Annotated in this window: 10 protein-coding genes and 2 pseudogenes; 5 read left to right on the top strand and 7 right to left on the bottom strand. The window is 64.0% G+C overall.

The genetic code is table 11. From position 1 onward, the window contains the following. Positions 1-99: 99 nt before the first annotated feature. The gene (gene pcaB / locus ACSKB8_RS12725; protein WP_438104428.1) at positions 100-1,461 is read right to left on the bottom strand and encodes a 3-carboxy-cis,cis-muconate cycloisomerase; all 1,362 of its coding nucleotides are present in this window, start codon (positions 1,459-1,461) and stop codon (positions 100-102) included. Between the two features lie 440 nt (positions 1,462-1,901). Here pcaB and ACSKB8_RS12720 point away from each other — a divergent pair, with 440 nt between their 5' ends. Beyond that, positions 1,902-3,461, top strand: a complete 1,560-nt coding sequence (locus ACSKB8_RS12720) for a winged helix-turn-helix domain-containing protein (protein ID WP_438104426.1) — start codon at positions 1,902-1,904, stop codon at positions 3,459-3,461. A gap of 42 nt (positions 3,462-3,503) precedes the next feature. Here the strand turns inward: ACSKB8_RS12720 and ACSKB8_RS12715 are convergent. Further along, a pseudogene (locus ACSKB8_RS12715) lies at positions 3,504-3,927 on the bottom strand (GFA family protein). Between the two features lie 85 nt (positions 3,928-4,012). Continuing rightward, the gene (gene mddA, locus ACSKB8_RS12710; protein WP_438104425.1) at positions 4,013-4,798 is read right to left on the bottom strand and encodes a methanethiol S-methyltransferase; all 786 of its coding nucleotides are present in this window, start codon (positions 4,796-4,798) and stop codon (positions 4,013-4,015) included. 133 nt (positions 4,799-4,931) lie between these two features. Here mddA and ACSKB8_RS12705 point away from each other — a divergent pair, with 133 nt between their 5' ends. After that, positions 4,932-6,494 (top strand): winged helix-turn-helix domain-containing protein, encoded by a 1,563-nt coding sequence (locus ACSKB8_RS12705; protein WP_438104424.1) that lies wholly within the window; start codon positions 4,932-4,934, stop codon positions 6,492-6,494. Between the two features lie 40 nt (positions 6,495-6,534). Here the strand turns inward: ACSKB8_RS12705 and irr are convergent, their stop codons facing one another. From irr to ACSKB8_RS12685, 4 genes and pseudogenes are all read right to left on the bottom strand, one after another. Next, complete coding sequence (gene irr, locus ACSKB8_RS12700; RefSeq protein ID WP_438104422.1) at positions 6,535-7,014, bottom strand: Fur family transcriptional regulator Irr; 480 nt, start codon at positions 7,012-7,014, stop codon at positions 6,535-6,537. Between the two features lie 224 nt (positions 7,015-7,238). Then, positions 7,239-7,807: pseudogene (locus ACSKB8_RS12695) on the bottom strand (DUF2147 domain-containing protein). A gap of 32 nt (positions 7,808-7,839) precedes the next feature. After that, positions 7,840-8,502 (bottom strand): DUF3313 domain-containing protein, encoded by a 663-nt coding sequence (locus tag ACSKB8_RS12690; protein WP_438104420.1) that lies wholly within the window; start codon positions 8,500-8,502, stop codon positions 7,840-7,842. Positions 8,503-8,772: 270 nt separating this feature from the next. Next, a complete protein-coding gene (locus ACSKB8_RS12685) occupies positions 8,773-9,402 on the bottom strand; it encodes a TetR/AcrR family transcriptional regulator (protein WP_438104418.1) in 630 nt (209 codons plus the stop codon). Between the two features lie 216 nt (positions 9,403-9,618). Here ACSKB8_RS12685 and ACSKB8_RS12680 point away from each other — a divergent pair, with 216 nt between their 5' ends. The 3 genes from ACSKB8_RS12680 (at position 9,619) to ACSKB8_RS12670 (ending at position 13,182) form a co-directional block, all read left to right on the top strand. Beyond that, complete coding sequence (locus ACSKB8_RS12680; RefSeq protein ID WP_438104417.1) at positions 9,619-11,169, top strand: ABC transporter substrate-binding protein; 1,551 nt, start codon at positions 9,619-9,621, stop codon at positions 11,167-11,169. Between the two features lie 205 nt (positions 11,170-11,374). Continuing rightward, a complete protein-coding gene (locus ACSKB8_RS12675; RefSeq protein WP_438104416.1) occupies positions 11,375-12,346 on the top strand; it encodes an ABC transporter permease in 972 nt (323 codons plus the stop codon). Further along, positions 12,343-13,182 carry an ABC transporter permease gene (locus ACSKB8_RS12670; protein ID WP_438104414.1) on the top strand — a complete coding sequence of 280 codons (840 nt, stop codon included), beginning with the start codon at positions 12,343-12,345 and terminating at the stop codon, positions 13,180-13,182. The genes ACSKB8_RS12675 and ACSKB8_RS12670 overlap by 4 nt, the downstream gene beginning before the upstream one ends. Position 13,183 lies beyond the last annotated feature (1 nt).

Raw genomic sequence — 13,183 nt, 5'->3', positions numbered from 1 at the left:
CGAAAGTCTCTCATTCAATCTAAGCGTAGCATCGCGAGGCGCAAGTGCGCGAGCACCTTACGACACCGATAAGATACGCAGTTTCACGCATATTGGTTTTCAACGCGTTGCCGATTTCAGCACCCGGTCGACCATGGCGGGGGCAAGCCCGAGGTAATTTTTTGGTGAGGTGAGCGCCTCGATCGTGGCGCGGTCGATGCGGCTCGAAACGCGGGGGTCGGATGAGAGCGCATCTGCCAGCGTCAAGCCTTTCTCATTGGCGAGCCGGCAGGCGTCATAGACCACGTCATGCGCCTCCTGCCGTCCGATCTGCGGCGCGAGCCCCATCATGACGGCTTCGGCCACGATCAGGCCGCGGCTGATGGCGAGATTGTCGTTCATCTTGGCCTCGTCCACGATGAGGCCTGCGAGCGCAAACTTCGCCTGGTGCAGCGCGCCGGCGCTCAGCACGAAGCTTTCGGGGATCGCCATCCATTCGGCGTGCCAGGGGCCGGTGGCGCGCTCGAAGTCCTGCACCATCGCGTCCAGCATCAGGCCGGCATGCTGGCGCACCGCCTTGGACGCCGCCAGCATCAGCTCGGACGAGATCGGGTTGCGCTTCTGCGGCATGGTGGAGGAGGCGCCGCGGCCCTTGACGAAGGGCTCGTAGACCTCGGCAAACTCGGTCGAGGCCATGATCATGATGTCGAGCGCGATCTTGCCGAGCGAGCCGGTGACGAGCGCCAGGAAGTTCACGGCCTCGGCAAAGCCGTCGCGCGCGACGTGCCAGGTCGAGGCGGGAACGCCGAGCTTCAGCTCGGCGCAGAGCGCCTCCTGCACCTCGAACCCCTTGTCGCCGAGCGAGGCCAGGGTGCCGGCGGCGCCGGCGAACTGGCCGACCAGGACGCGGGGCTTCAATTGCGCCAGACGCTCGGCATGGCGGTCGAACATCGCGAGCCAGATCGCGGTCTTGTAGCCGAATGTCACCGGCAGCGCCTGCTGCAGATGGGTGCGGCCCGCCATCGGCGTATCGCGATATCGCTTGGAGAGGTCGGCGAGGATACGGCGGAGTTCGGCAATGTCCTTTTCGACGATCTCGAGCGCGGCGCGCAGTTGCAGGACCACCGCGGTGTCCATGATGTCCTGCGTGGTCGCGCCCCAATGCACGTAACGGCCGGCCTCGCCGCATTGCTTCACCATCTGATGCACCAAGGGTAGGATCGGATAGCCGACGATGTCGGTCTCCCGCCGCAACAGATCGAAATCAAGCGCGGTAACATTGGTGCGGGCCGCGATCTGGTCCGCAGCGTCCTGCGGGATCACGCCGCATCTGGCCTCCGCCTTCGCCAGCGCCACCTCGACCTCGGCATAGCGCGCCACCAGCGCAACATCGGAGAACACCTCCCGCATCTCAGGCGTGCCGAAGGCATCGCGGAACAGCATGGAGTCGAGCACGGTGGTCGATGCGGGAAAAGCGGGCATGGGCGTTTCTTCGTGGCTGGGTGTTTTCTGTGAAGGCAGCTTACGCAGGCCGCGCTGTTCGGCAATGCCCGCGATACAGCCGATGTCGTCCTGGCGAAAGCCAGGACCCATTACCCCAAGGAGACATTTGGCGAAGACACGCCGTCCGGTACTTATACCGCCTGCAATCGAGAGATTCCGTATGGGTCCTGGCTTTCGCCAGGACGACATCGGGGAGATGTTCGGCACTGCCAACTCGCTGTTCTTGCGGATTCAGCTGGCGGCAATCTGGCCCAAACCTCACATTCCACCGAGGTCGTATTCCCATCCGAAACCGCATGACTGCCATCACGCGATCGTGGTGAACCTGACAGACCGTTCGGCGGACTCACAGACTTCAAGTCGAAATCCATTTTGATTTTATTATTGCCTGATGTCGTTGTGAGGACTGAGTTTTCGACGTGCAGTTTCTGTTCCGGGATCACCTTCTCGACACCGACCGGCGCGAGCTGAGCCGCGAGCAGGTTCCCATTGCCGTGGAACCCCAGGTTTTCGACCTGGTCGTGCATCTCATGGAGAACCGCGACCGGGTGGTCAGCAAGGACGAGCTGATCGACAAGATCTGGCACGGCCGCAGCGTCTCCGAATCGACCTTGACCAGCCGGATCAACGCGGCGCGCAAGGCAATCGGCGACAATGGCGCGAACCAGGCGCTGATCCGCACCATCGCACGCAAGGGCTTTCGCTTCGTCGGCGACGTCGAGGCGAAGCGCGGCGCGGCCGCGCCGGAACCCGGCCGCGGCGCGTCGGCGCCGCAGCCCACGCTCGCGCTGCCCGACCGGCCCGCGATCGCCGTGCTGCCCTTCACCAATATGAGCGGCGACCGCGAGCAGGATTATTTCTCGGACGGCATCAGCGAGGACATCATCACCGCGCTGTCGAAGCTGCGCTGGTTCTTCGTCGTCGCGCGCAATTCCTCCTTTGTCTACAAGGGCCGCGCCGTGCACCTCCACGAGGTCGCGCGCGAACTCGGCGTACGCTACGTGGTCGAAGGCAGCGTGCGGCGCAGCGGCGAGCGCCTGCGCATCTCGGCGCAGCTCAACGACGTCTCGACCGGCAGCCATCTTTGGGCCGAGCGCTACGACCGCGAGCTAGCCGACGTCTTCGCCGTGCAGGACGAGATCACCGAGGCGATCGTCGCGGCGATCGAGCCGCAGCTCTATGCCGCCGAGAGCTTCCGCGCCCAGCAGAAGCCGCCGGGCAGCCTGGATGCCTGGGATCTCGTGATGCGCGCATTGTCGCATTACTGGCGCATCACCCGCGAGGACAATGCCGCCGCGCAAGGGCTGCTGGAAATGGCGATCGCGATCGACCCTGCTTATGGCAAGGCGCTGGGCCTGCTCGCCACCAGCCATATATTCGGCGCGCATATGGGCTGGGCGGACATGGCTGTAACCGTGCCGGTCGCCGAACGCGCGGCGCTGGCGGCGGTGGAGGCCGATCGCGACGACGCCTGGGCGCATCACGGCCTCGCCTATACTTATTTATTCCGCCGCCGCTTCGAAGACGCACTGGCGGAGTTCGAGCTGGCTCTCAAGCTCAATCCGAATTTCGCGATGGCGTACGCCTTCTACGGCGTGACGCTGTGCTACGCGGGACGATGGCAGGACGGCGACGCCGCCGCCCGCCGCGCGCTGCGGCTGAGTCCGCGCGATCCGCTCGCCGCGATCTATTGCGGAGTTGCGGCCTATGCCCGGTTCATCGGTCGCGACTACGAAGGCGCCGTGCAGATGGCACGCGAGTCGCTGCGGCAACGCAGCGATTTCGTCGGCGCGCATCGTGTGCTGACCGCCGCCGCCGGCATGTCGGGAAGCTCGGCTCTCGCCGCGTCCGCCCTGGAAGGCCTGCGCCGCACCCAGCCCGGCATTTCGCTCGCCTGGATCACGCGCGAGTTGCCGATGCTGCGCGACGAGGATCGCGCGCATTATCTGGAAGGATTGCGGCGCGCGGGGATGGGGTGAGGACCTCTCCCTCGCCCCGCTTGCGGGGAGAGGCGAAGAGTCCTACTCCTGCATCATCTCGCCGCTGCCGCCGAACTCGGCGGGAAAATCCTTCAGCTTGGGCAGACCGTCGCGCATTGGCAGCACCGTCTCGGCGTAGTTGACATGGACGCCGGGCGTGAACGCCAGCGTCGGGATGGTGGCGGTGAAGACGTCGACGAGGCCGAGCGGCGGATGGTTGGTCATGAGATGACCGCCGCACTTCTTACAATATTTGCGCTGGCTGAGCGGCGTCTTGGCGAAGGTCTCGAACGTTCTGGGCGCCTTCGGTGATGCGCACGGCTTCAGGCTTCCACAGGCTGAAGGCGTTTACCGGTCCGCCCGACCACGACCGGCAAGAGCGGCAATGGCAATAGCCCATCGCCTCCGGCGCGCCCGTGACCTCGACCGTGACCGCGCCACAGAAGCAGTTTCCGACATGTTTCATTGGTGTCTCCATGATGAAGGATCGTTATCGCGCGTCGGCGCCCCGCGCATCCTCCTTGCGGTGGACGCGCGGAACGAGGCCAAGACTATACCGATCTGCGCCAGGGAATAAGCATCGACACGCGTTGTTTGTACTGCCGGTACTCGTCGCCGAAGAGATCGATGAGGTCGCGCTCCTCCAGCGCGATACCGACGAAGATGTAGAGCGTCGTCACGGCGGCGAACAGCAGGTGGCCCGCGGTCATGACCGGCGCCGCCCAGAACGCGATGATGAAGCCGAGATAGATCGGATGGCGGACGAAATTGTAGAGCAGCGGCGTCTTGAACCGCGCAGGCGCCGCCTCCTTGCCGACGAGATGGTTCGTCACCTGATGCAGGCCGAACAATTCGAAATGGTTGATCATGTAGGTCGAGGTGAACACCAGCACCCAGCCTGCGAAGGACAATGTGACCAGCGTCACAGCAAGATCGGGATCCTGGACCTCCCATATGACCGCAGGCAGCGGACGCCATTGCCAGAACAGGAGCAGCAATGACAGGCTCGCCAGCAGCACATAGGTGCTGCGCTCGACCGGTTTCGGGACGAACTGCGTCCACCAGGCCTTGAAGCTCTGACGCGCCATCACGCTGTGCTGAATGGCGAACAGCGACATCAGGAGGAGATTGACGATGACCGCCTCAACCGGCGGCGTGGCGGTTCCAGTGTCGATGGTCTTCGGCACGACCAGCCCCATGACAAAGCCGATGGCGTAGAGGATGGTGACGAAAAACACGAGATATGCCGCAATTCCGTACAGAAAGGCGACGAACTTGAATATGCGTGAGCCCGCAACCGCCGGGCTGATCGAATGAACCTGATCAATCTGGGACATGGAAAGCTCCGTTGTGCCAAAACATCGGCACTTGTTGGTAGTCCCACCATGCACCTCGGACGGGCCTGAGACTTTCGCTGACAATTGATTTTCGCCTGAGACGCCTTTGAGTTTTGCTTGAGACGACGAAAACGTGCGATTTTGCTTTGAAAACAATGTGCTCGACGGCGACCTGCGGGAACTCACCTGCGCCGGGGTTGCCGTGCCGTTGCAGCCGCAGGTGTTCGATCTGTTGCTCTATCTGGTCGCGCAACGCGCGCGTGTGGTCAGCAAGGATGACCTGATCAGCCAGATCTGGAGCGACCGCATCGTCTCCGATTCCGCCCTGAACAGCCGAATCAATGCTGCGCGCAAGGCGATTGGCGATGACGGCGCGACCCAGCGGCTGATCAAGACCATTCCGCGCAAGGGTTTTCGTTTCGTCGGCGAAGTCCGGGAAGAAATCCGGAAAGACGTGGCGGCTTCGCCTGCGCCCGCCGTATCCGTTCTCGCCCAACCGCACACTGTCTCGGACCGCCCGGCGGTCGCGGTGCTCGCCTTCGAGAACATGAGCGGCGATCCCGCACAGGATTATTTCGGCGACGGAATCAGCGAGGACATCCTCACCGCGCTGTCGAAGCAGCGCTGGTTCATGGTGATCGCCCGCAACTCGTCCTTCACCTACAAGGGACGCGCGGTCCACGTCAGGCAGATCGCCGAGGAACTCGGCGTCCGCTACATCGTCGAAGGCAGCGTCCGCAAGGCGGACAACCGGGTGCGCATCACCGCGCAGCTCAACGACGCCACATCGGGCGGCCATCTCTGGGCCGAACGCTACGACCGCGAGCTCGTCGACGTCTTTGCCGTGCAGGACGAGATCACCAACGCGATCGTGGCGGCGATCGAGCCGCAGATCCATGCGGCGGAAAATTTTCGCGCTCACCGCAAGCCGCCTGCGAGCCTGGATGCCTGGGATCTGCTGATGCGGGCGCTGTCGCACTACTGGCGCGTGACGCGGCGGGATCACGAGACAGCGAAGGCGCTGCTGGAGCGCGCGATCGGGATTGATCCGAATTATGGTCAGGCGCTGTCGGTGCTGGCGGCAAACCACATGTTCGGCGTGCATCTCGGCTGGGCCGAGCTTGCCGCGGTGGCGCCGGTCGCGGAAGCCGCCGCGCTGGCTGCCGTGCGCTGCGACCATGAGGATGCCTGGGCGCATGCCGCGCTCGGGAGCGTCCTGTTCTCGACACGCAGGCTGACCGACGCACTGTCCGAGTTCGAGCGGGCGCTCGCGCTCAATCCGAACTTCTCGCTGGCGCAGGGCTATTACGCGCTGGCGCTGTCCTATGCCGGACGCTCGAAGGAGTCGTTCGAGGCGGCGCAGAGGGCAATCCGGCTCTCGCCGCGCGATCCGTCGCTGGCGATCTATCACGGCATTGCTGGCTATGCGCGCTTTACCGAGCGGCACTATGACGAGGCGATCGCGCTCGCGCGCGAGGCGATCCGCCACCGCGGCGACCTCACCGGCGCCTATCGCGTGCTCGCGGTCTCCGCCGGCATGACCGGCGACCGAAAGCTTGCGGAGACGGCGCTCGGCGAGCTCCGCCGCACCCAGCCCGGCATCTCGCTGCACTGGATCGCGACGCAACTGCCCTGGGCCAATGAGGCCGATCGCGAGCACTATCTGGAGGGATTTCGGCGCGCAGGGTTGCGGTGATTCCTCTTACCCTCCCCTGGAGGGTAAGTGCACCGTGGTGCTACGCGCGCTTGCGGCGCAGATGCACGATGACGTCGAGCCGCGCGATCTCGTGGCCGGGAAGCGCCTCGGGCACCCTGGTGAAAGTCAGGCCCTCGGCGACGTCGACCAGCACATCCTCGCCTTCGAGGTAGAAATGCGGATGCACGGAAGTGTCGGTATCGAAGAACGACTTGATGCCGTCGGCCGCGATCCGGCGCAACAGGCCGGCTTCGGTGAACTGGTTCAGCGTGTTGTAGACGGTCGCGAGCGACAGATACATGTTCGCCGCCATCGCCTCGTCATAGAGCTTCTCCGCGGTGACGTGACGATGGCCGTTCAGGAACAGCAGCTGGCCGAGCGCCAAGCGCTGGCGCGTCGGGCGGAGGCCAGCCTCGTTCAGCAGTTGAAGACAGCGCTGCACGCCCTCATCCGGCGGTGGCCCGACGACATCGGGCCCGCTGTCGTTACCGGCAGCGATATTCGTGGCGTACATGTCCATCGATCGTCTCACGTCTGCAAGAACCGGGACGCGCAACACGCTTTCCCAGTTGCTATTCGATCGCAGAAGCGACGACTTGGCTTTGATCCGGATCAAATTGGAGGCATCGATTGCCTCCACGCCGTCATTGCGAGGAGCCCTTGCGACGAAGCAATGACTGAGTTTGGCGCAACAGCGCCTGACACAATGTCGCTTGCGATCGTGGCCGCAGGACAATGCTACTCCTATTTCGCCTTAACCGGGATCGGCTTCGGTGCCGGCACTTGCGCCCATTCCTTATCGGCGCGGGGACCATTGAGATCGCCGGTCAGGCCAATGAGCTGACCGGGCAGCACGTCGAGGGTCTGTTGCCAGGTTTGGGTCTGGCACAGGATCTTGATCAGGCATCCCCTGAGCTTGAGGCGGTCGGGGATTCGCGCCAGAGCGAGACCGAGTACGACTTGCCGTCTTCGGCATTGTAGATGTCGCCAGCAAACCGCCCCTCGGATGTCGCCTGCAGGCCCATGACGAGCTGGTGGCCGAGCAGCATTCGGGCGCGCTTGTCGGGATCTGGATTCTGGCTGTCGCGATAAGGCTGGCCGCGTTTGTCGGCCGGCTCCTTCATCCAGACGATGAAGCCGCAAATGCGGTCGCGCGACGGACCGCAGCGCTCGAGCCGGATGCGGGCGCGGCCGTCCTCGACCAGCCAGGTGCCGCTCGGATCGGTGGACGCGGCGGCGCTGGCGCGGCCGCCAAACGCCATCATTACGATCGTGATCGCGATGCGCAGCACGAAGCGAAGGAATATGTTCATCGGCAGCACCTTTCGTTGGATGGATCGCGGCGTCAGTTCAGTTGCACCATCAGCGCGTCGGCGCCCTTGTCGAGGCCGGCGGTGGCGGCCTCGAGCGCGCCGACGCTGGCTTTGATGTCGTAGGCGCCCGGGTACTGCTTGGTGACGTAGGCCGAGAGCAGGCGCGAGGACGTGGCATCGAAGATCTCGACGCCGTAGACGACCGAGCCGGTCATGGTCCCCTCGCCGTCGCGCGCGGCCTGCACGCCGTTGTAGACGGCACCGGCAAGGTCGAAGCGCGAGAGCGTGCCGAGCACCGGCGTGTTGGTGACGGCGCCGGTGAGCGTCAGCCTGATCCGCAGCGTATTCGGCCCGCGCTCGCGCACCAGCGCGAAGCGGCTGCGCAGCCGGTCGGCGAAACGGGTCTGCATGTAAGCGGCGAGCGTCGCCTTGTCCTTGTCGGACATGTCGCCGAACTGGTGATCCCTCCCCCGGTAGACGACGACGGGATCGAGGATCACTTTATTGTAAGCGCGCCAGTCGACCTGCGTGGAATAGCGGTAGGGCACGCGGCCGGAGGCGTCCGACTTGTCCGGAGCCATGTAGGCCGAGGACGCCATCTCCGAATAGGGCACCGGAGCGACCGAGGCGCAGCCCGCCGCAGCGACGCAAAGCACCAGCGTTCCCAGACCGCGCAGGGCGATCGAGCGATCCATTCCAAACTCCTCTTGCGGCTGATTGGGAAGGCCAACCTTTAAAGTTGCGATGGCGACCGCAGCCGCGCTTCGGGACCAGACGCGGCTGGGGCGCTCACCATTGCCAGCCCAAGGCATCGTCCGGGGTCATTTCAGATGCCTTAGGCCGTCTCAGTGTTTGCGCTTATAAAACCGACCAGTCGGCTTGTAAAGTGCCGAGATGACGACCTGGCACCTTTGGCCGCAGGCGTGGCTTTAGGCAGTGACCGGCAGGACATCATTAACGATGAATCAGGCCCGCTTGCGCGGGCCGGCCGCCTTTGCTGCACCGGATTTTGCCGCGCGCTTTACGGCCGGCTGTTCGAGACCGGCCCACTGCGCGTCGTCGAGCAGACGCGCGAACAATCGCTGGTGCTCGTCGTTGCTGAGCGGCGACATGCCAAATAGCGAGCTCAGCAGCAAGCCCATCGCTCCAGCCCAGCGCAGCATCGCAAGGTCGGGGTCGGCGGCCTCGTCCCTGATCGCCGCCATCCTCTCCATCTCGCGCTCGCGCGGCAGCGCCATCAGGTTGGGATTCTCGACCATGGCTGCAACCAGCGCCAGCGCGGCAGAATTCGGCGAGGTTGCGGCTTCGCGCACGGTGGCGAGCTGGGTCGCCAGATTGGGATTGGCGGAGGTCGCGCTCACCTTTGCCATATAATCGTTCGAGAACTCCTCGAACCGCACCATCTGTCGTTCGAGCAGCGCCTTCAGCACCGCCTCCTTGGTGCGGAATTGATGCATCACGCCGCCCTTGCTGAGGCCGCTCTCGCGCGCGATCGCATCGAGCGTCAACCGCCCCGGCCCGTCGCGCGCGATGATCGCGATGGCCGCTTCAAGCGCAGCGTTGCGGGACCGTTCGGAGCGCGTGGCGTTGTCCATGGCGGACTTGTCTGCGTGACGGGAGAATGAATCAAGTGAAAACAGGACGCGCTGTACATTTTTTGTGCGAACACTGTCGCGACTTTCATCTTGCGGCGCCGAACGAGACTATGTGAGCCTCGATATCGGATGGGGACTGGGATGGGCCGGCCGTCGCTTTGCGCGCGAGGACGTTGCGAAGCGCTCACGGCTGGTCTCGGTTGAGAAAGATACGACATGCCAAAACGAGTGTTGCTTGGTCTCCTCCTGGCTTGCGGCCTCACGGCCCCGGCAATGGCGCAAGAGCCGAAAACGGGGGGTGTGATCAATGCCGTGATCCAGCCCGAGCCGCCCGGCCTGATGCTCGCGATGGTCCAGAACGGTCCGACCCAGATGGTGTCGGGCAACGTCTTCGAGGGGCTGCTGCGCTACAGTCCCAAGCTCGAACCCCAGCCGGAGCTCGCCGAGAGCTGGAGTGTCAGCGAGGACGCCAAGACCTACACCTTCAAGCTCAGGAAGGGCGTGACCTGGCATGACGGCAAGCCCTTCACCGCCGCGGACGTGCTGTTCTCGGTCGAGATGCTGAAGCAGACCCACGCGCGCGCCCGCAACAACCTCGCCCAAGTGGACAAGGTCGAGGCGCCCGACGACTACACGGTGGTGTTCACGCTGAAGCAGCCGTTCGGCCCGTTCCTCGGCATCTTCGAGGTTGGCTCGATGCCGATGGTGCCGAAGCATCTCTATGAAGGCACCGACTTCAAGACCAATCCCTACAACAACGCGCCTGTGGGCACCGGCCCCTTCATGTTCAAGGAGTGGCAGAAGGGCTCGTTCATCCGCCTGGTCAAGAATCCGAACTATTACGAGAAGGGCAAACCCTACATCGACGAGATCTACTGGCAGATCATTCCCGACGCGGCCGCCCGCTCGGTGGCGTATGAGACGGGCAAGGTCGACGTGCTACCCGGCGGCTCGGTCGAGAATTTCGATGTGCCGCGCCTGTCCAAGCTGAAGGACACTTGCGTCACCGGCGCCGGCTGGGAGTTCTTCTCGCCGCTGGCCTGGCTGTGGCTCAACAACCGCCAGGGTCCGCTCGCCGACAAGCGGGTACGGCAGGCAATCATGTATGCAATCGACCGCGACTTCGCCAAGGACGTGATCTGGAACGGGCTCGGCAAGGTCGCGACCGGCCCGTCCGCCTCGACCATCAAATATTACACCGACGACGTGAAGAAATATCCGTACGATCCGGCCAAGGCAAAGGCGCTGCTGAAGGAAGCCGGCTACAAGGGCGAGAAGATCCGCCTGTTGCCGCTCGCCTATGGCGAAACCTGGCAGCGCTGGGGTGAAGCGGTGAAGCAGAACCTCCAGGACGTCGGCATCAACATCGAGACGATCGCCACCGACGTTGCCGGCGGCAACCAGAAGATCGGCGACTGGGACTACGACATCGCCTTCACCTATCTCTATCAGTACGGCGATCCCGCGCTCGGGGTAGGCCGCAATTACGTCTCCAGCGCCATCGCCAAGGGCCAAGTCTTCAACAATGTCGAAGGCTATTCCAACCCGGAGATCGACAAGCTGTTCGCCGATGGCGCCGTCGCGACCCCTGATACCAAGCGCAAGGAGATCTACGAGAAGGCGCAGAAGATCCTGGTCGAGGACGTGCCGGTGGCCTGGATGCTCGAGCTGCAATTCCCGACCATCATGCGCTGCAAGGTCAAGAACCTGATCACCACGGGGATCGGGGTCAATGACGGCTTCAAGGACGCATGGCTCGACAAGTGAGAGGCCGATCCTTCACCTCTCCCCGCTTGCGGGGAGAGGTCGAATGTGCGCAAAGCGCACATTCGGGTGAGGGGGAGTCTCCGCGAGCCCAGCTGTCACCTCCCCCGCGGAGAGTCCCCCTCACCCCAACCCTCTCCCCGCAAGCGGGGCGAGGGAGCACTTCCGTCTCCGTGGCTGCAGATCATCCCCCCGGTATGACCTTCTAATGCTCTCCTTCGTCGCTCAGCGTGTCCTGAAGGGCGTGATCGTCCTGCTCGCGATCGTTGTCCTCAATTTCTTCCTGATCCGGCTTGCGCCCGGCGACCCCGCGGTCGTGATGGCGGGCGAAGCCGGGGCCAGTGACCAGGTCTTCGTCAAGCAGCTCCGGGAAAAGTTCGGCCTCGACAAGCCGCTGCCCGAGCAGCTCTTCATCTACGTCAAGGGCGTCGTGACGTTCGACCTCGGCTTCTCCTTCCGCCAGCAGGCGCCAGTCGCAAAGCTGATTGGCGAACGGCTGCCGGCGACGCTGCTGCTGACACTGACGGCCTTTGCGATCTCGCTCATGCTCGGCATTCTCTTCGGCACCTTCGCCGCGCGCTTTGCCGGAACCTTCCTCGACACCGCCATCACCGTGTTCGCGCTGATCTTCTACGCCATGCCAATCTTCTGGGTGGCGCTGATGGGGATCCTGCTGTTCTCAGTCACCATGGATTGGCTGCCGAGCTTCGGCTACGAGACGGTCGGCGCCAATCTCACTGGCCTTGCCCACGCGGTCGACGTCGCAACACACCTGATCATGCCGGCGATGACGCTCGGGCTTTTCTTCATGGCGACCTACACCCGCATGACGCGCGCCTCGATGCTCGAGGTGAAGCGGCTCGACTTCGTCAAAACCGCGCGTGCAAAGGGGCTGTCCGACGCCGTGATCCAGCGCCGCCACGTGCTGCGCAATGCGCTGCTCCCCGTCGTGACGCTCGCCGGCGTCCATTCCGGCACGCTGATCGGCGGCGCCGTCATCACCGAGACCGTGTTCGCCTGGCCCGGCATCGGTCGGCTGATGTACGACGCGCTGCTCCAGCGCGACTACAACCTGCTGCTCGGCGTCTTCGTGATCTGCTCCGCCATGGTGCTGATCTTCAACCTCATCACCGACCTGGTCTATCGACTGGTCGATCCGCGCATCGAATTCGCCTCATGAAACAGTTCTGGAAATCGATGCTGAAGAGCCCGAGCGGCGTCATCGGGCTCGTCATCCTGCTGCTTGCGATCTCGGTCGCGGTGTTCGGGCCGATGCTGTTCCCGAACTCGCCCTGGCGCATGGTGCAGCGGCCGTTCCTGCCGCCCTTCACGCTGTCGACCGTGCCGCTCGGCACCGACGCGCTCGGCCGCGACGTGTTCGCCGGCATGATCTTTGGCGCACGCGTCTCGCTGCTTGTGGGCCTGGTCTCCACGCTGGTTGCGCTGGTCGTCGGCGTCCCGATCGGCGCCATGGCCGGCTATTTCGGCGGCAAGGTCGACAACGCCCTGATGCGCTTCACCGAGTTCTTCCAGACCATTCCGAGCTTCGCGCTCGCGATCGTGCTGGTCGCGATCCTGCAGCCCTCGATCTATTCGATCGTGGCATCGATCGCGGTGGTGAGCTGGCCACCGGTCGCCCGCCTCGTGCGCGGCGAGGTGCTGTCGCTGCGCACGCGCGAATATGTTCAGGCCGCGGTGGTCACGGGACAGAGCAACACCTGGATCATCCTACGCGAGATCCTGCCGAACGCACTGTCGCCCGTGATCGTGCTGGCTTCGCTGATGGTGGCGACCGCGATCCTGCTGGAATCCTCGCTGTCGTTCCTTGGTCTCGGCGATCCCAATCTGATCTCCTGGGGCTACATGGTCGGCGCCGGCCGCACCGTGATCCGCCAAGCCTGGTGGATCACCGTTTTTCCCGGCGTCGCTATCCTGATCTCGGTGCTCGGCCTCAATTTGATCGGCGAAGGCCTCAACGACGCGCTCAATCCACGCCTGTCGCGGGAGGGACGCTGAC

It is taken from the genome of Bradyrhizobium sp. BR 1432, from assembly GCF_051547705.1.
Classification (GTDB): Bacteria; Pseudomonadota; Alphaproteobacteria; order Rhizobiales; family Xanthobacteraceae; genus Bradyrhizobium; species Bradyrhizobium zhanjiangense.
Note: the sequence above shows the minus strand (reverse complement) of the source record. Positions and strands in the feature narration are given on the sequence as shown.

Coding starts and splice junctions, on each gene's coding strand:
- pcaB (WP_438104428.1), bottom strand. CDS start 1,461: ATGCCCGCTTTTCCCGCATCGACCACCGTGCTCGACTCCATGCTGTTC.
- mddA (WP_438104425.1), bottom strand. CDS start 4,798: ATGTCCCAGATTGATCAGGTTCATTCGATCAGCCCGGCGGTTGCGGGC.
- irr (WP_438104422.1), bottom strand. CDS start 7,014: ATGGACATGTACGCCACGAATATCGCTGCCGGTAACGACAGCGGGCCC.
- ACSKB8_RS12690 (WP_438104420.1), bottom strand. CDS start 8,502: ATGGATCGCTCGATCGCCCTGCGCGGTCTGGGAACGCTGGTGCTTTGC.
- ACSKB8_RS12685 (WP_438104418.1), bottom strand. CDS start 9,402: ATGGACAACGCCACGCGCTCCGAACGGTCCCGCAACGCTGCGCTTGAA.
- ACSKB8_RS12680 (WP_438104417.1), top strand. CDS start 9,619: ATGCCAAAACGAGTGTTGCTTGGTCTCCTCCTGGCTTGCGGCCTCACG.
- ACSKB8_RS12675 (WP_438104416.1), top strand. CDS start 11,375: ATGCTCTCCTTCGTCGCTCAGCGTGTCCTGAAGGGCGTGATCGTCCTG.
- ACSKB8_RS12670 (WP_438104414.1), top strand. CDS start 12,343: ATGAAACAGTTCTGGAAATCGATGCTGAAGAGCCCGAGCGGCGTCATC.